A 16,232-nucleotide genomic window follows, 5' to 3' on the forward strand; every position below is an offset into this window, starting at 1 on the left:
GCGTCGGCCTCGGCGCGGGCCGTGAGAAGGCGGCGGATGGAATCCACCCTCGCCTCGCGGTCCGCGTCGCCCGCGGCCCACGCGTCGAGCCTCGCAACCTGACTCGGCGGATTCGTGCTGGCAGCCGCGCGGGCACCGCTCCGCCGCAGCCTCGGCCACGTCAGGGAAGGCCTCGACAAAGTGCTGCGGGTCCACATGGGCGAGACCGAAGGTCCGCACGCCGGGGGTGTCGATGATGCGGCCGCCGTCGGGCAGGTCGAGGGCCACCGCGGAGGTCGAGGTGTGGCGCCCGCGTCCCGTGACGTCGTTGACATGCCCCGTGGCGCGTCGAGCGTCCGGCACCAGGGCATTCACGAGGGTGGACTTGCCCACGCCCGAGTAGCCGACCAGGACCGTCGAGCGGTCGGTCAGGCGTGCGCGCAGGTCCTCGATGCCCGCGATCTGACGTTCGCCGTCGGCTCCGTCGGTGACGGTCGTGACGAGGACGGTCACGCCCAGCGGCTCATACGCGGCGCGCAGCGCGTCGCCCGAGGCGAGGTCGCCCTTCGTGAGCACCAGCAGCGCGTCCATGCCCGCGTCGAGAGCGGCGACAAGGCAGCGGTCGATCATGCGGGGGTTGGGCTCGGGGTCGGCTAACGCGGTGACGATGCCGAGTTGGTGCGCGTTGGCGACGATGACGCGCTCGGTGGGGTCGGTGTCGTCCGCGGTGCGACGCAACTCCGTCGCGCGCGTCTCGCGCTTCACGATGCGTCCGAGCGTTCCCTCGGCCCCGGAAACGTCGCCCACGACGCCCACCCTGTCGCCCACCACGAGTCCGCGGCGGCCCAGTTCGCGGGCCTTGACGCACGTCAGCGCGGTGGCGTCATCGAGCTCGACCGAGAATCGACCTCGGTCGACTCCGACCACGGTGCCGGGCACCGCATCGGCGTGCGCGGGTCGCTTCTTCGAGCGGGGCCGAGAACCCTTGCCCGGGCGGACCTTGGCGTCGGACTCGTCGTAGCGGCTCCAGTCGCTCACGCGCCGAGCATCCCCGTCCACATGGCCGGGAAGTCGGGCATGGTCTTGGCGGTGGTGCCGACGTGGATCACCTCGGTTCCGGGCACCGCGAGTCCGACGATGGCGGCAAAGGTCGCCATCCGGTGGTCGTGGTAGGCTCTCCATGGCGGCGGGCGTGAGACCCGCCTCCGGATGCCCCGCGAACGTCAACGAGTCGTCATCGGCGACGCAGCGTCCGCCGACTCGCTCCACCTCGGTGGCGATGGCGGCAAGACGGTCCGTCTCGTGGCCCCTCAGGTGGCCGATGCCTCGGATCACCGAGGGGAGGTGGCCAGGGCGCACAGCGCCGCGATGGTCGGCGTGATCTCGCCAGCGGGAGACAGGTCCGCGTCGATGCCGCGGATGCCGCCGCCGGCAAGCCCCGGCGCGCTCACCGTCAGAACGCCGTCCTCCAGCGTGCAGGTGGCGCCCATGCGCTCGAGAATCTGCGGGAACAGAGCCCCTGGCTGCGTGGTCCGTGCGGGCCATCCCGGGATGCGCACCGTGCCGCCAGCGACCAGGGGCGCCGCGATGAACGGTCCCGCATTCGACAGGTCGGGCTCGACGCGCACCTCGCCAAGCGACAGAGGACCGGGGTGCACCACCCACGTGCGCTCGTCGGGCTGATCGACCCGCACCCCCGCCTGGCGCAGCGTCTCGCACGTCATATCGATGTGGGGGAGGCTGGGAAGACGTTCTCCCGTGTGCCGCACGGTGAGCCCGTGCGGAAGGCGCGCGGCGACCAGCAGCAAGCCGGTCACAAACTGCGAGGAAGCCGACGAGTCGACGTCCACCTCGGCCGGAATCGACGCCGGGGGAGTCACCGTAAACGGGAGCGTTCCACGCCCCTCATCGTCCACGGTGGCGCCCAGTGCCCGCAGCGCGTCCAGCAGCGGGCCCATGGGGCGTACGCGCGCCTCGGGATCGCCGTCGAAGGACACGGGGCCGTCGGCGAGCAGCACCAGCGGCGGAACAAACCGCATCACGGTGCCGGCAAGGCCGCAAAAGACGTCCACGCCACCACGCACTGGTCCGGGGGTGACGGCCCACGCCTCACCCGAGTCGTCCACCTCCTGACCGAGCGCGCGCAGGGCGGCGATCATCAGTTCGGAGTCGCGCGAGGTGAGGCCGCCGCGAATCGTCACGGGCGCATCGGCCATCGCGGCGAGCACGAGGAAGCGGTTGGTGAGCGACTTGGAGCCGGGGACCTCGACGGTGGCGTCGAGCGGACCGGTTGCTGCTGGGGCGGGCCAGACCTGGCCCGGGCCGGTGCCGCGGGGCAGATCCACGGCGGTCACTTCTTCTTGGCAGTCAGTTCAGCGCCCTTGCGGCCCTTCTTCGCCACGACCTTGGCCTTCTTGGTCTCCAGCCTTGGCCTTCTTGGCCTTGGCCTTCGCCTTGCGCTTGGGGCTGTGGCCGGCGGTGGCGGCGAGCAGCGTGCCGCCGAGTAGCGACACGTTCTTGAGGAACAGGCTCCAGCCTGCTCCTCCTTCTTCGCCTCGTCCGTCTCCAGCCAGAACGGCCGCCCCACGGCAACGGTCGCGGCTGTCAGGCCGGCGAGCACCAGGCCCGCGGTACGGGGGTGCGCGACAGCGCGAGCACGGAGGCCGCCGCGATCGTGACGGCGCCGTGGACCTTGACGAGGTCGGTGGTCTTGACGTCCTCGACGCCCGCCTGCTCAAGCAGAGGCTCGACGACTGGCGCGGCACGCTCCGCGCGCTTCTCGGGCTCGAGGACGGACTGCACTCCTCCGTACACGAACCAGGTGGCCAGCAGCGGTCGGGCGAGATGACGCAACATGCCCCTACGCTACCAACCTGCCAGCGCATGCGGGAGGGCGGCCGTCGCATCGGCTCCGGGTGTGCAGGGAATGGGGACCGGTGCGCGAGCGTTGCCTCACGCATGACAGCGACCATGACTCCGGAGCGGAGCGCCGCTTACGGCGAGCCAGCGCCTAGCGTAGGCTCGCGATTCATGAGCGACACAGTGCAGGATTTCGACTTCGAGACCGACGCGCTGTCATACATGGACCAGGCTCTACGCCGCGGCCCTGCGCATGACGCGCAACGGTGCCGATGCCGAGGACCTGGTCCAGGAGACGTACGCGAAGGCGTTCGCGGCGCAGGACAAGTTCACGCCGGGCACCAACCTCAAGGCGTGGCTGTACCGCATTCAGACCAACGCCTTCATCAACACGTACCGCAAGAAGCAGCGCGAGCCCAAGCGATCCGATGCCGAGAACATCGAGGACTGGCGGCTCGCGGCTGCGGCCGAGCACACCAGCACCGGCCTGGTCTCCGCGGAGCAGCAAGCCCTCGAGATGATCGGCGACGACGACATCAAGCAGGCGCTCGACGAGCCTCAGCGAGGACTTCAGGATGGCGGTCTACCTCTCCGACGTCGAGGGGTTCGCCTACAAGGAGATCGCGGAGATCATGGACACCCCTGTGGGGACCGTGATGTCTCGACTCCATCGCGGCAGGAAGGCTCCTGCGCGAGAAGGCTCAGGGAGTATGCGGCCGAGCGCGGGTTTAGTGACAAGCGACCGGTCGCCCAGAAGGACAGTAAGGGAGGTGCGTGATGCCGGGTAGGGAGTGTGAAGAGGCGCTGGATCGTCTTTTCGAGTACATCGACGACGAGCCTTCCCAGGACGAGCCTGCAGCGCATCGGCGCACACTTGAAGACGTGTCCGCCGTGTGAAGCGGAGCACCAAATCAAGGAACGGATCAAGAATCTGACGTCCCGCGCGGGCGGCCAGACGGCACCCGAGGAGATGCGCGCGCGCATCCTCGAGTCGATCCGCTCCGCCAGCGCATAGGGCAGGGCGCGGCGGCCGCGTCGCGCACCGCGACGCTCGCGGCGGGCGCCGCCTCACGCGGCGGCAACGCCCCGATCGACGTCCCCACGAAACGACGAAGCCCGCATCGGTTCCCCGATGCGGGCTCGTGCGTGCGTGCTACCAGGACTTAGGCGTTGGGACGCTTGCCGTGGTTGGCTCCGCCCTTGGCGCGCGACTTACGCTTGCGGCCTCGCTTGCTCATCGGGTTCCCCCTTTCTCACACGGGCTGACGATTCGACCCCCGATTATCTCACACTCGTGTTCGAGGCTGAACAGCGGGGTCTAGGCTCTCTCAAGAAGTGTCCCGTTCCTGCCGATGGAGGTCCCGTGAGCGACCAGCAGCCCGTATCCGTGATCCCCTTCCTCCACGCCCTGGCGTCGACCGGCGGATCGGACCTCCACTGCAAGGTGGGCTCGGCTCCCCGCATCCGTGTGGACGGACGACTGCGCAAGCCTTCAGGTGCCGGTGCTGACCCCCGAGGACACGCGCAACATGGTGGCGCAGGTGCTTCCGGAAGACCTGGTCGCCCAGTTCCGTGACACCCACGAGGCGGACTTCGCGTTCTCGCTATCGGGCGTGGGGCGCTTCCGCGTCAACACCTACGTGGCGCGCGGCACCGACTGCCTCGTGTTCCGTCGCGTCGCCGTGGGCGCCACGCCGTGGGAGGAACTGGGCCTGCCCCAGGTCATCGCCGACCTCGCGCTCGAGCCCCGCGGGCTCGTCCTGGTGACCGGCCCCACGGGTTCCGGAAAGACCACCACCCTGGCGTCGATGATCGACCTCATCAACACGCTGCGTGAGGTCAACATCATCACCATCGAGGACCCCATCGAGGTGCTCCACAAGGACAAGAAGGCGATCATCTCGCAGCGCGAGGTGCGCTCCGACACCCTCGACTTCACCTCGGCGCTGCGTGGCGCCATGCGTCAGGACCCCGACGTCATCCTGATCGGTGAGATGCGTGACATCGAGACGGTGCGCGCGGCGTTGTCCGCGGCGGAAACCGGCCACCTGGTGCTCGCGACGCTGCACACGGTTGACGCGCAGGACACCATCAACCGCATCATCGACTTCTTCACCCCGCACGAGCAGGGCCAGGTGCGCACGGCGCTGGCAGAGACGCTGCGCGGCATCGTGTCCCAGCGACTCATCCGCAAGGCCGACAACTCCGGCCGCACCGTCGCCGTCGAGGTCATGGTCAACCACGGCCGCATCGCCGAGGCCATCGTCGACCCCTCGAGCCAGCCGCCCATCATGGACCTCATCGCCGAGGGCGAGTACTACAAGATGCAGACCTTCGACCAGCACCTGTTCCGCCTGGTCGCGGACGGCACCGTCACGCTCGACGAGGCCGTCTCGATCGCGTCGCGTCCGCACGACCTCACGGTCACGTTGAAGAACGAAGGTGTCATCGCCTGACCCGCACCAAGGACGGGCCGATGCGGTGGTCACCCGCGGCATCGGCCGCGCGCCGAGAGATGCGGCCTACGCCTCCGTGCGCACGGGCTCGACGCCCAGCCACGAGTGCCACGTCGAGTGCAGCACCAGCCACGCCATGAGGCCGTAGCCGGCCTGCAGGGGCACCGTGCCGCCCGAGGCGTCCATGTCCGTTGCCCACTGCTCGTGACGAGCCAGGGGGCCGTACATGTCGATGAAGGGCACGTCGCGACGGGCGGCGGCCTCCTCGACCAGCGCGGCGTACTCGGCGATCGCACGCTTGTCCGCGGCGGCGATGGGCGGCGGTCCCGCCACCATGGCGCGGAAGCCGAGCGCTGACGCGCGATCGAGCGTGTTGGCCATGTGCAGGCGCGTCATCGTGGGGGACACCCCGCGTTCGACGTCGTGGCGACCGAGCGCGAACAAGACGTAGTTCTGCGAGCCGGCGACGCCATCGGGCCCCACACGACGCAGCGCTTCCTCGTCCCACCGGCTCGACAACTCGGCGGTGTTCTCACCGGGAACGGCGAGCGTGTGGAAGCGGAGGTCCTCCGCGAGCGGCATGGTCCTGGCAGCCACGCGTCCGGTCCAGCCGAGCGCCTTGGGGTCGCCGTGGCCCGCGACGAGCTCGTCGCCCACGAAGAACACATTTCTCATCGAGTGAGGGCCCTTTCCACGAGGTCCGCCTGCTCGGCCTGGTGGCGCGAGCCGAGGCCCGATGCCGGCGAGGCCGATGCGGGACGGGTCACGCCGCGGACGTCACGTCCGATGACGTGCGGCAGTGCGTGCGCAAGATACGTCCAGGCGCCCTGGTTGCGAGGCTCCTCCTGTACCCACACGAGCTCCGCGTCGCCGTACGGGGCGAGGGCCGCGTTGATCGCGTCGTGGTCGAGCGGGTAGAGCCTGCTCCAAGCGCAGAATCGCCGTGGCGGTGTCGCCGTCCTTGTCGCGCTTGGCGGCGAGGTCGTAGTAGACCTTGCCAGCGCACAGCAGGACGCGCGTCACGCCGGCGGGATCAAGCGTGTCCCCGATGACGGGCTCGAAGGTTCCGGTCGTGAAGTCCTGAACCTCCGGCCGGCGGCACGCAGGCGCAGCATCGACTTCGGGGTGAAGACAATGAGCGGGCGGCGCGGGCGCTGGTACGCCTGACGGCGCAGCAGGTGGAAGTACGAGGCAGGGGTCGACGGCATCGCCGCGGTCATGTTCTCCTCAGCACACAGCCTGCAGGAAACGCTCGGGACGGGCCGACGAGTGGTCGGGACCCTGGCCCTCGTAGCCGTGAGGCAGCAGGAGCACCACCGAGGACGACTGGCCCCACTTCTGCTCTGCCGAGGAGATGAACTCGTCGATGATGGTCTGCGCGCCGTTGACGAAGTCGCCGAACTGCGCCTCCCACAGCGTCAGCGCATCGGGACGCTCCACGGAGTAGCCGTACTCGAAGCCGAGGCACGCGTACTCCGACAGCGACGAGTCGTAGATGTGGAGGCGGGCCTGATCGGACGCGAGGTACTGAAGCGGGGTCCACTCGGCGCCGGTGGCACGGTCGTGGAACACCGCGTGACGTTGCACGAAGGTGCCGCGGCGTGCGTCCTGGCCGGCGATGCGCACGGGCACGCCTTCCTGCAGCAGCGAGCCGAACGCGAGAATCTCTCCGTAGCCCCAGTCGATGCCGCCCTCGCGGCTCATCGCCTCGCGACGCTCCAGTAGGCTTGGCGAGCCTTGGGGTGAACGGCGAAACCCTCGGGCGGGCGCGTGTGCGCACGGCCGATGCGCTCGACCTGGCTTTGCGAGACGGCCGTCTGCCACCCCACCATCACCCCGGCATCGGACGACTGGGAGCCTGGGCAGTTCGAGGCCCGAGATCGACTCGGTGTCGGTGCCGGTGAAGCCCTCGCGGGTCTCGAGGAACACGCGCTCCAACTGGGCGAGGTAGTCCTGCGAGACGGCCTCCGCCTCGGCCTCGGTGATGTCACCGCGGCGGATGAGCGCCTCGGTGTAGAGGTGGCGGACCGAACGCTTTGCCTCGATGAGGTCGTACATGCGCGGCTGAGTCATCGAGGGGTCATCGCCCTCGTTGTGGCCGCGGCGGCGGTAGCAGACCATGTCGACGATGACGTCGCGGCCGAACGCCTCGCGGTACTCGAAGGCGAGCCTGCGCGGCACGCACGACGGACTCCGGGTCGTCACCGTTCACGTGGAAGATGGGGACTTGGTAGCCCTTGGCGAGGTCCGTGCAGTAGCGCGTGGAGCGCGAGTCGCCGGGGCCGGTCGTGAAGCCCACCTGGTTGTTGATGATGACGTGGACGGTGCCGCCGGTCTTGTAGCCGCGCAGGCCCGAAAGGTTGATGGTCTCCATGACCACGCCCTGGCCCGCGAACGCCGCGTCTCCGTGCACGAGGACGGGCAGGACCGGGTAGCCGTCCGTGGCGGGGTCGGCACCCGCCTGGTCCAGCTTGGCGCGCACGATGCCCTCAAGGACGGGGTTGACCGCCTCAAGGTGCGACGGGTTCGCCGCGAGGTACACGTTGGTGGTGGCACCGGACTCGGCGGTGAAGGTGCCCTCGGTGCCGAGGTGGTACTTCACGTCACCGGAGCCCTGGACGGATCCGGGCACGGCGGTGCCGTCGAACTCCGAGAAGATCTGCGAGTACGACTTGCCTGCGAGGTTGGCCAGCACGTTGAGGCGGCCACGGTGGGCCATGCCGATGCAGACCTCCTGGATGCCCGCCTCGGCGGCCGAGGACATGACGGCGTCCAGCAGCGGGATCAGCGACTCGCCTCCCTCGAGGGAGAAGCGCTTCTGGCCCACGTACTTGGTCTGCAGGAACGCCTCGAAGGCCTCCGCGGCGTTGAGCCGACGCAGGATCCGCAGGTGCTCTTCGGGGAGGGCTTGGTGTAGCCGACCTCGAGACGGTCCTGCAACCATGCGCGCTGGGTGCGGTCCGCGATGTGCATGTACTCGACGCCGATGGTGCGGCAGTACGCGTCACGAAGGCGCCCAAGCACCTCGCGCATCTTCCACCGGTCCTTGCCGCCGAAGTCGCCGGTGGCGTAGGTGCGGTCGAGGTCCCACAGCGTGAGGCCGTGGGTCTGCACGTCGAGGTCGGGGTGCTTGCGGATACGCGTCGACAGGGGGTCGACATCGGCCATGAGGTGGCCGCGGGAGCGGTAGGCGTGGATGAGGCTCCGCGATGCGCGCGGGCTTCGCGGCCTCCGCGGTCTCGTTGGTGGCGGCGTCCTGGACCCAGCGCACCGGCTCGTAGGGCACGCGCAGGGCGGTGAACACGCGGTCAAAGAAGCCGTCGAGACCCAGCAGCCTTCTTGTGCACGGCTGCGAGGAACTCTCCGGACTGTGCGCCCTGAATGACGCGGTGGTCGTAGGTCGACGTCAGCGTCATGACCTTGGACACGCCGAGGCGGGTCACGGTGTCGATCGACGCGCCCTGGAACTCCGCGGGATAGTCCATGGCACCGACGCCGATGATGGTGCCCTGGCCCTGCATGAGGCGCGGCACGGAGTGCACGGTGCCGATGGTGCCGGGGTTGGTCAGCGTGATCGTGGTGCCCTGGAAGTCGGCGGCCTGGAGGGCGCCAGCGCGGGCGCGCTTGACCACGTCCTCGTACGCGCTCCAGAACTGTGCGAAGTCCATGGAGTCCGCGTCCTTGACGTTCGGCACCAGGAGCCGACGAGAGCCGTCCGGCTTCGCGAGGTCGATCGCGAGTCCAAAGTTGACGTGCTCGGGGGTCACGACGGCGGGCTTGCCGTCCTCGATTGCGTAGGCGGCGTTCATGGCGGGAAGTTCCGCAAGCGCCTCCACGATGGCAAACCCGATGAGGTGCGTGAAGGACACCTTGCCGCCGCGGGTGCGCGACAGGTGGTTGTTGATCACGATGCGGTTGTCCATGATCGCCTTCGCGGGCACCGAACGCACCGAGGTGGCCGTCGGCACCTGGAGCGACGCCTCCATGTTGGTGACGACCTTCGCGGCGGGGCCACGCAGGCGCTCCACACCACTCTTGACGTCCTTGGCGCTGAGCATCTGGTGCTCATCGCGCTGGAGGTACGCGGCGAACGGCGCCTGGGCGGTCGCGATCGGCTGCGTGGGAGGGTTGTCGCCGTCCTCATCGGGGGAGGCCACCGGCTGGACGGCGGCGGCAGGCACCACGGGAGATGCGGCGGCGGGCGACGGGGTCGCGGGCTGCGCCACGGGGGCAGGCGTGACGGCGGCAGCGGCGGGGCGCGCGGAGGAGGCGTCCGTGGACGCCGGGGCGATGACGACCTTGCGGGCCGTCTCATGGCTCGCCGGGGACGGGGCCGACGCCTCGGCCTTCGCGGGCGGCTCGTCACCCGCGGTTACCCGCTCGCCGGCATCGGCCGCGGGCACCTCGGACGGCTTGGGGGAGCGACGCTCGGCTCACTCGTCCGGCCCACGATCAACGATGCGACAGAAGGCGCATCGGCGGGGCGAGAGACGGTGGTGCGTTCGATGTCAGGCGAGGAAGTGTCGGTAGACACAGCGGGACCGCTCGCTTTCTTGGCGCTGTAGCGTCAGATACGTCAGTGTGATCGGGTCCAAGCCTAGTCGCACCGCCGGGGTGGTCGGCACCTTACGCGCGGTCACGACAGGTCCCGCCGGAAGGTCACGAGCCACCCCACCACTGCAGCGATGGCGCCGTACGCGAGGAGCACGCCAAAGCCCGCCCATGGCGACAGCAGCCCCGCGCTACCGGTGCTGGAGTAGAACGACGCGCCCACCATGGCATCTCCCGCGGCTCCAGGCAGGTAGGCCGCCACGCCCGCCAGCGGCTCGATGAGGCTCAAGACGAGACGCAGGACGGGCTCGACAAGCCTGGGTCCAGCCGATGAGGGCCACGATGACGACGACCTGGTGGGGCACGGCTGCTCCCAGCCCCACGCCCACGAGGCCCCACGTGGTCAGGGCCACCACGCCCATCCCGATGGAGCCCCACGTCGCCGGGTCGTCAAGGTAAGTGGGGGAGTCTGCGAGCGCCAGGCCCGCAGCGCCGGTCGCCACGGCCGCCGCCATCCCCGCGATGCCGAACAGCGCCGCGAACGGTGCGACAGCAGCGAGCCTTGGCGCCGATGACGCGGCCGCGGCGAGGATCGGCCAGCAGTGTGGTGTCGATGGTGCGGTGGCGCATCTCGCCCGTGACCGCGAGCGCGCCAAGGATGGCGGGGAACACGTAGCCGAAGGACACCGCGAGGCCATAGATGGTCATCGCCATGGCGCGGGGATCCATGCCCGCGGGCACCGCCGCCTCGCCGCCGAGGTCATCGGCGAATGCGAACGAGAAGGCCACCACCCCGGCCATGAAGCCGGCGCCGGCGATCATGCAGATCAGCAACACCCACCACAGGCGAGTGGTGGCGATCTTGCGGTACTCCGAGACGAATGCCGCGGTCATCGGGCTACCTCCATCGTGGCGGTGAGCCTGAGGAACAGGTCCTCAAGGCTCTCGCCCTCCTCCGTCAATCCGTGCACTTCAAGCCCATCGGCGAAGGCGGCGCCGCCCACCTCGGCGGCCGTGACCCCCGCGATGCGCGCGCGGTTGGCGGTCTCGACGGTGGCAGCCTCGCCGAAACGGCCGCGGACAAAGGACGCGAGGGCCGCCGCGTCGGGCGAGCGCAGCACCACCCCGGGGCGTGTCATCGCCCGCAGGCTCGTCAAGCGACGACTCGTGCCGCAGGCGGCCTTCCGCGATGATCACCACGTCGTCGACCGTCTGCTCGACCTCGCTCAGCAGGTGGGAACTGAGCAGGACGGTACCGCCGCCGTCCGCGAACTCCCTGAGGAAAGACCGCAGCCACCGGATGCCTGCCGGGTCGAGGCCGTTGGCCGATTCGTCGAGCACGAGGACGCGAGGATCGCCCAGCAGCGCCGTCGCGAGCCCAAGCCGCTGGCGCATGCCGAGCGAGAAGCCGCCCACGCGGCGGCCGGCGGCCTCCGTCATCCCCACCATCGCGAGCACGGCGTCGCAGCGTGCGTCGTCGACGCCCACCACGGGCGCGTACACCCTGAGATGGTCGCGCGCGGTGCGGCCGGGGTGGAAGGCGCCTTCGAAATGCGCGCCCACGGTCGCCGCCGGACGCGCCAGCGATGCGTAGGCATCGGCGCCGAAACGGGCCTGACCCGCGGTGGGGGCGACGAGGCCCACGAGAATGCGAAGCGTGGTCGACTTGCCTGCGCCGTTGGGCCCGAGGAAACCGGTGACGCGACCAGGCTGTGCCGTAAACGTCAGGTCGTCGACCGCGGTGACGGCCCCAAATCTCTTGGTGAGGCCTCGCACCTCGATGGCCTGCTGCTCCACAACGGTCCCTTCCTTCGGCGGCGGCGGACCCTGCCGATGGTAGCCGTGGCTCGGTATGCTGGCCGGATCATGGACTTATCGAGGCGTCGCCTGAGATGACCGCATGGCTCCTGGTGGGGGTCGGCATCCTCCTCACGGCCGGTACCGCCGTCTTTGTTGCCGCCGAGTTCTCCCTTGTCGCGCTCGACCCGGCCCACGTCGATGATTCAGGCAAGAACCGGCGCGTGCGTCGTGCCCTGAAGAGCCTGTCGACGCAACTGTCCGGCGCCCAGGTAGGCATCACCCTCACCACGATTCTGTTGGGCTACACCGCACAGCCCGCGCTCGTGGAACTCCTCAGCCTGCCGCTCGAGTCCACGGCGCTGGGCCGAGGCGCCGTCGCTGGCCTCGCCGGGGCGCTGTCGCTCGTCATCGTGAACGCGTTCTCCATGGTGTTCGGTGAGCCTGGTGCCCAAGAACGCCGCGCTCGCCGACCCTTCGCGCACGGCGCGCTGGGTGTCGCCGGCGATGATGGCCTTCACCACCGCGCTGAAGCCCCTGATCGCGGCACTCAACGGCAGCGCCAACGCGATCCTGCGCCTCATGGGCATCGAGCCACGCGAGGAACTCTCCGGCGGCCGCTCCCCGCAGGAACTCGCGGCGCTGGTGCGGCGCTCGGCGGAGGCGGGGACACTCGCGCCCTCGACGGCGCTCCTGCTGAAGAACACCATCGAACTCGACCAACTCACCGCCATCGACGTGATGACGGACCGGACGAGGCTCGCCACCCTGCCCAAGGACGCGACCGCCGCCGACGTCCTGTCGCTCGCCCGCGCGAGCGGACACTCGCGCTTTCCCGTGCTCGGCGAGGGACTCGACGACGTCATCGGGCTCGTGCACCTGCGCGCCGCCGTGGGCGTGCCATTCCATGACCGCGACCACACCGCCGTCACCGACCTCATGGTGGACGCCCCGCGGGTTCCCGAGACGCTGCAGATGCGTCCCCTGCTCCTCGAACTGCGCGGCCTCGGTCACCAGGTCGCGATGGTCGTGGACGAGTACGGCGGCACCGCGGGACTGGTGACGCTCGAGGACGTCGTCGAGGAACTCGTGGGGGACGTCGCCGACGAGCACGATCGCCGGCGCAGCGCCGCCCACCGGATGCCCTCCGGCGACTGGGTGATTCCCGGCGTGCTGCGGCCCGACGAGGTGGTCGAGGCTGTCGGCGTACACCTGCCCGAATCCCCGGCATACGAGACCGTCGGCGGCTACATCATGGCGGAGCTCGGCCGGGTCGCAGAGGTGGGCGACGAGGTCGAAGCGGAGGAAGCCGTGCTGCGGGTGGAGCGCATGGTCGGCCGTCGCATCGACCGTGTGCGCCTTCGCCCCAGGGGTGGTCGCCGATGAGCGTGCAGATGGTTCTCCTGGTCCTCGGGCTGCTGCTTGCCAACGCGTTCTTCGTGGGCGCGGAGTTTGCCGTGATCTCCGTGCGCCGCTCCTCGATCGAGCCGCTCGCCGAGGAGGGGTCGCGTGCCGCGCGCACGGTGTTGTGGGCGCTCGAGCACGTCTCCCTGATGCTTGCCGCAGCGCAGTTGGGAGTCACCGTGTGCTCGGTGTCCCTCGGTGTGGTGGCCGAGCCGGCCGTCGCGCACGCCCTCGAGGGACCGCTGCACGCGCTCGGGATTCCTTCCGAGGCGTCGCACGTGGTCGCGGTCATCATCGCGCTTGCCATCGTGGTGGGACTGCACGTGGTGGTGGGGGAGATGGTGCCCAAGAACTCCGCCGTCTCCAACCCCGAACGCGCGGCGCTCCTGCTTGGCCCGCCGCTGGTGTGGGTGGCGCGGGCCCTGGGCCCCATCATCGCCGCGCTCAACTGGCTGGCGAACGGCGTGCTGCGCATGGTGGGGATCGAGCCGCGCGACGAGGTCACCAGCGCCTTCACCGCCGACGAGGTGCATTCGATCGTCGAGCGCTCCAGCGAGGAGGGAACCCTCCAAGACGCCGAGGGCCTGCTGGCGGGGGCGATCGAATTCTCCGACCGCACCGCCGTCGAGGTCATGGTGCCGCTTGCCGAGGTCGAATCGGTCGACGCGGGGGTGTCCGTCGACGAGTTCGAGGCCGTGGTCGCGCGCACCGGATTCTCGCGACTGCCCGTCCGTGACGAGGGGCGCCTGACGGGGTACCTCCACATCAAGGACACGCTCTATGCACGCCCCGGCGAGCGGGAGGAGCCCATCCAGGAGTGGCGCGTGCGCGCCCTGCCTCAGGTAGGGGCCGATGCGGGGGTGGAGTCCGTGCTTGCCCTGATGCGCGCCCAGGCGGCGCACCTGGCGCAGGTGGTCAAGGATGACGAGACCGTGGGCATCGTGCACCTCGAAGACATCATCGAAGAACTCGTGGGAGAGGTGCGTGACTCGATGTCGCGCGAACAGTGACCTGTGCGGGAGCGCGACGAGTTTCTCAAGCGTTGGGCTCCCCGTGACGATGACTACTGCGACCGAGGGGTGGCAATCGTCGTTACCGTTTGGTTACAATCGACGGCATCCAGGGCCAGGGGACGGTCCGGATGCGATGGCAATCGACTTGTGTGGAGGCTTGTGTGAGCAAGCGTGAGGACGCGTCTGTGACGCACCCCCGCTCGCGTCGCCTGCGACGCCTCCAGGAGACTCAGGATCTCCAGGTCCGCACCACCCACCGACGCCGCCGTCTGTTGACGCGCTCGGGAGTGCTGGCCGGCTTCGCCGTCGCGATGGTCGTCTACCCCATGGTGGGCACCATCACCCCCTACGCCGAGGCCGACGACGCCGCGGAGGCGATGGCCACCGCGGGCGTCTCCACCGCATCGGCCGCCTCCACTCTTCTCAGCGGTGGCGCGGCTCTCGACAGCCCGAGCCTGCCGCTGCCGAGTGTCGACGAGTCCTCCTCGGCGCTCGCGGCCTCCGCGGAATACATCGTCGCGACGAGCCTCGAGGGCTGCGACCCGTCGCAGGGCTGGGCCGGACGCAACGGCCGTCTCGAGGACGGCTCCCTGTGCGACCTGTGGAACGGCGTGGAGCCTGCGCAGTGACGCGGCGGTGGCGCTTGCAGAGCCTGAACGAGCAGTTCAAGGCTGCCTTCGGGCGTGACCTGTGCGTGGGCAATGGCTACCGCACGCTCGCCGCCCAGTACGCCACCAAGCGCAGCCAGGGCTACCTTGCCGCGACCCCCGGCACCTCGGTGCACGGTTGGGGCCTTGCGATCGACCTGTGTGGCTCGGACGACACGGGCTCCGCCAAGCGGTGGCTCGAGGCCAACGGCCCCATCTGGGGTTGGGAGAACCCGTCGTGGGCCAAGTCCAGCAAGTGGGAGCCGTGGCACTGGGAGTACGTTCCCGGCACTGACGACCTGGGCGTCTATGAGAGCTCGTACTGGTCCAGGCTCCGACGCGTACTTCTCCTCCGACGACTAAACGACGTCGATCACCGGGCCCGGACAGCCGCATGGCTGGCCGGGCCTTCGTGCGTTAGCCCTCGGTCAGCCACCGCGAAGCGATCGAGAAGGTGGAGCCGACGGCGGCGATCTCCGCGCGCGTGAGCCCCTCGGCCAGCCCGCCGGCCACGATGTCCATGTACTCGTATTTCGCCGCGGTCTCCGCGTACTCGACGCGGTCGACGGCCCGGTACACCGAGACATCGGACCGCGACATGGTGCCGTGCTTGGACCACAACACGATCTCGTGCTCGCGCAGCCCCTCCACGTTGGCGGCGCCCATCTGTGCCGAGCCGGGGATGAAGAAGGGCAGGACGCCGATGCCTGCGGACAGCGACACGATGGTCTCCGGTTCCCAGCGGAGGATCGCACGGTTCATGGCCTCGGTGGTGCGGTAGGCGGGGATGTGCGACAGGTAGGTCAGGTGCGGGGGCTGGGCGTGGACCACCGCCTGGAAGTCGATGCCGCGTGAGGCGACCTGGTCCTCGTGCACGGCCAGATGTGAGTTGAGTTCTGAGGTCAGCCGGACAAATCGCCGCGCAGGCGAGGTGTGGAGGGTCGCGCTGCGGCCATCCGCGTGGATGCGCAGGGCGCCGATGGCGGACAGGGGATCCGTGGAGATCTGGCGGAGCCTCCGGCCGGAGCCGGTCGCGAGCACGGCGCCGCCGGCGAGGTGAGGCGCGGGGTCGGGCAAGTCGACCTGCTCGGTGTGGGGGAAGTGGTGGCGCAGTTCGACGTCCCAGCCGAGGAAGACGGAGATGTTGCCTGCGCCCGCCTCCGAGGCGTCGATGTCGCAGATGCGTGCGCCTGCCTCGCCCATCTGCTCGATGAGGGCATCGAGGGTGGGGCGGGGTGCGTCGGTAGTCATGGGTCCTCCTGGAGCGACGGTGCTGGGTCAAGGCTCGAATGAAACGATTCAAATCTAGTGGTGCTCTCGCGGACACGCGCGGGACGAAGGTCCGCCGCCGCCCCTTCCCGCTGCCGCACATGGCCCCATTTGCGGCACGTCGCGGCGCTTCGAGCCGCAAATGGGGCCATGTGCGCCAGGTAGGGGCGGTGCTCGAGATGCGCGAGAACCCGGCATAGACCAGGCTGGACGGTGAGGCGAACCGCCATCCATGGCTCGCCCACGGGTGCGTCCAC

13 protein-coding genes and 5 pseudogenes are annotated in these 16,232 nt (G+C 69.6%); 7 read left to right on the forward strand and 11 right to left on the reverse strand.

What is annotated here, in order from left to right:
- Positions 1-150: 150 nt before the first annotated feature.
- From aroA to QQK48_RS12275, 3 genes and pseudogenes are all read right to left on the reverse strand, one after another.
- Positions 151-2,333 (reverse strand): annotated as a pseudogene (aroA, locus tag QQK48_RS21905) (3-phosphoshikimate 1-carboxyvinyltransferase); the annotation flags it as partial.
- Positions 2,330-2,599, reverse strand: a complete 270-nt coding sequence (locus QQK48_RS12270) for a hypothetical protein (protein ID WP_284328640.1) — start codon at positions 2,597-2,599, stop codon at positions 2,330-2,332. The pseudogene aroA and the gene QQK48_RS12270, both read right to left, overlap by 4 nt.
- Positions 2,584-2,835, reverse strand: coding sequence for a hypothetical protein (locus QQK48_RS12275; protein WP_284328641.1), 252 nt, complete (start codon positions 2,833-2,835; stop codon positions 2,584-2,586). The genes QQK48_RS12270 and QQK48_RS12275 overlap by 16 nt, the downstream gene beginning before the upstream one ends.
- A gap of 174 nt (positions 2,836-3,009) precedes the next feature.
- Here QQK48_RS12275 and QQK48_RS12280 point away from each other — a divergent pair.
- Positions 3,010-3,616: pseudogene (locus tag QQK48_RS12280) on the forward strand (sigma-70 family RNA polymerase sigma factor).
- Positions 3,617-4,001: 385 nt separating this feature from the next.
- Here QQK48_RS12280 and QQK48_RS21910 read toward each other — a convergent pair.
- A complete protein-coding gene (locus tag QQK48_RS21910) occupies positions 4,002-4,076 on the reverse strand; it encodes a 50S ribosomal protein bL37 (RefSeq protein ID WP_416812274.1) in 75 nt (24 codons plus the stop codon).
- A gap of 228 nt (positions 4,077-4,304) precedes the next feature.
- Here QQK48_RS21910 and QQK48_RS12285 point away from each other — a divergent pair, with 228 nt between their 5' ends.
- Positions 4,305-5,294, forward strand: coding sequence for a type IV pilus twitching motility protein PilT (locus QQK48_RS12285; protein WP_284328642.1), 990 nt, complete (start codon positions 4,305-4,307; stop codon positions 5,292-5,294).
- 66 nt (positions 5,295-5,360) lie between these two features.
- Here the strand turns inward: QQK48_RS12285 and QQK48_RS12290 are convergent, their stop codons facing one another.
- From QQK48_RS12290 to QQK48_RS22490, 6 genes and pseudogenes are all read right to left on the reverse strand, one after another.
- Entirely contained in the window at positions 5,361-5,951 is a 591-nt protein-coding gene (locus tag QQK48_RS12290; RefSeq protein WP_284328643.1) for a GDSL-type esterase/lipase family protein, read from the reverse strand.
- 14 nt (positions 5,952-5,965) lie between these two features.
- Positions 5,966-9,697, reverse strand: a pseudogene (locus QQK48_RS12295) (multifunctional oxoglutarate decarboxylase/oxoglutarate dehydrogenase thiamine pyrophosphate-binding subunit/dihydrolipoyllysine-residue succinyltransferase subunit).
- A 233-nt stretch (positions 9,698-9,930) separates the two neighbouring features.
- A complete protein-coding gene (locus tag QQK48_RS12300; protein WP_284328644.1) occupies positions 9,931-10,134 on the reverse strand; it encodes a hypothetical protein in 204 nt (67 codons plus the stop codon).
- A gap of 161 nt (positions 10,135-10,295) precedes the next feature.
- Positions 10,296-10,739, reverse strand: a complete 444-nt coding sequence (locus QQK48_RS12305) for a hypothetical protein (RefSeq protein WP_284328645.1) — start codon at positions 10,737-10,739, stop codon at positions 10,296-10,298.
- Positions 10,736-10,984 carry a DUF8746 domain-containing protein gene (locus QQK48_RS22485; RefSeq protein WP_488798424.1) on the reverse strand — a complete coding sequence of 83 codons (249 nt, stop codon included), beginning with the start codon at positions 10,982-10,984 and terminating at the stop codon, positions 10,736-10,738. The genes QQK48_RS12305 and QQK48_RS22485 overlap by 4 nt, the downstream gene beginning before the upstream one ends.
- A gap of 148 nt (positions 10,985-11,132) precedes the next feature.
- A pseudogene (locus QQK48_RS22490) lies at positions 11,133-11,642 on the reverse strand (ATP-binding cassette domain-containing protein); the annotation flags it as partial.
- Between the two features lie 95 nt (positions 11,643-11,737).
- Here QQK48_RS22490 and QQK48_RS20070 point away from each other — a divergent pair.
- From QQK48_RS20070 to QQK48_RS12330, 5 genes and pseudogenes are all read left to right on the forward strand, one after another.
- Positions 11,738-12,025 (forward strand): annotated as a pseudogene (locus QQK48_RS20070) (CNNM domain-containing protein); the annotation flags it as partial.
- 55 nt (positions 12,026-12,080) lie between these two features.
- Entirely contained in the window at positions 12,081-13,028 is a 948-nt protein-coding gene (locus QQK48_RS12315; RefSeq protein WP_348523610.1) for a hemolysin family protein, read from the forward strand.
- Positions 13,025-14,056: a hemolysin family protein gene (locus tag QQK48_RS12320; RefSeq protein WP_284328646.1), complete on the forward strand. Its 1,032-nt coding sequence runs from the start codon at positions 13,025-13,027 to the stop codon at positions 14,054-14,056. Before QQK48_RS12315 ends, QQK48_RS12320 begins: the two co-directional genes overlap by 4 nt.
- 164 nt (positions 14,057-14,220) lie before the next feature.
- The gene (locus QQK48_RS12325) at positions 14,221-14,688 is read left to right on the forward strand and encodes a hypothetical protein (protein ID WP_284328647.1); all 468 of its coding nucleotides are present in this window, start codon (positions 14,221-14,223) and stop codon (positions 14,686-14,688) included.
- Positions 14,689-14,702: 14 nt separating this feature from the next.
- Complete coding sequence (locus QQK48_RS12330) at positions 14,703-15,194, forward strand: M15 family metallopeptidase (RefSeq protein WP_284328648.1); 492 nt, start codon at positions 14,703-14,705, stop codon at positions 15,192-15,194.
- Here the strand turns inward: QQK48_RS12330 and QQK48_RS12335 are convergent.
- The gene (locus QQK48_RS12335; protein ID WP_284328649.1) at positions 15,124-15,957 is read right to left on the reverse strand and encodes a class II aldolase/adducin family protein; all 834 of its coding nucleotides are present in this window, start codon (positions 15,955-15,957) and stop codon (positions 15,124-15,126) included. The two genes, QQK48_RS12330 and QQK48_RS12335, sit on opposite strands and share 71 nt — an antisense overlap.
- Positions 15,958-16,232 lie beyond the last annotated feature (275 nt).

Source organism: Demequina litorisediminis (assembly GCF_030161615.1).
Classification (GTDB): domain Bacteria; phylum Actinomycetota; class Actinomycetes; order Actinomycetales; family Demequinaceae; genus Demequina; species Demequina litorisediminis.

What these genes read in the sequence shown, in the direction of transcription:
- QQK48_RS22485 (WP_488798424.1), bottom strand. Translation starts at nt 10,984, where the DNA reads ATGACACGCCCCGGGGTGGTGCTGCGCTCGCCCGACGCGGCGGCCCTC.
- QQK48_RS12305 (WP_284328645.1), bottom strand. Translation starts at nt 10,739, where the DNA reads ATGACCGCGGCATTCGTCTCGGAGTACCGCAAGATCGCCACCACTCGC.
- QQK48_RS12275 (WP_284328641.1), bottom strand. Translation starts at nt 2,835, where the DNA reads ATGTTGCGTCATCTCGCCCGACCGCTGCTGGCCACCTGGTTCGTGTAC.
- QQK48_RS12335 (WP_284328649.1), bottom strand. Translation starts at nt 15,957, where the DNA reads ATGACTACCGACGCACCCCGCCCCACCCTCGATGCCCTCATCGAGCAG.
- QQK48_RS12320 (WP_284328646.1), top strand. Translation starts at nt 13,025, where the DNA reads ATGAGCGTGCAGATGGTTCTCCTGGTCCTCGGGCTGCTGCTTGCCAAC.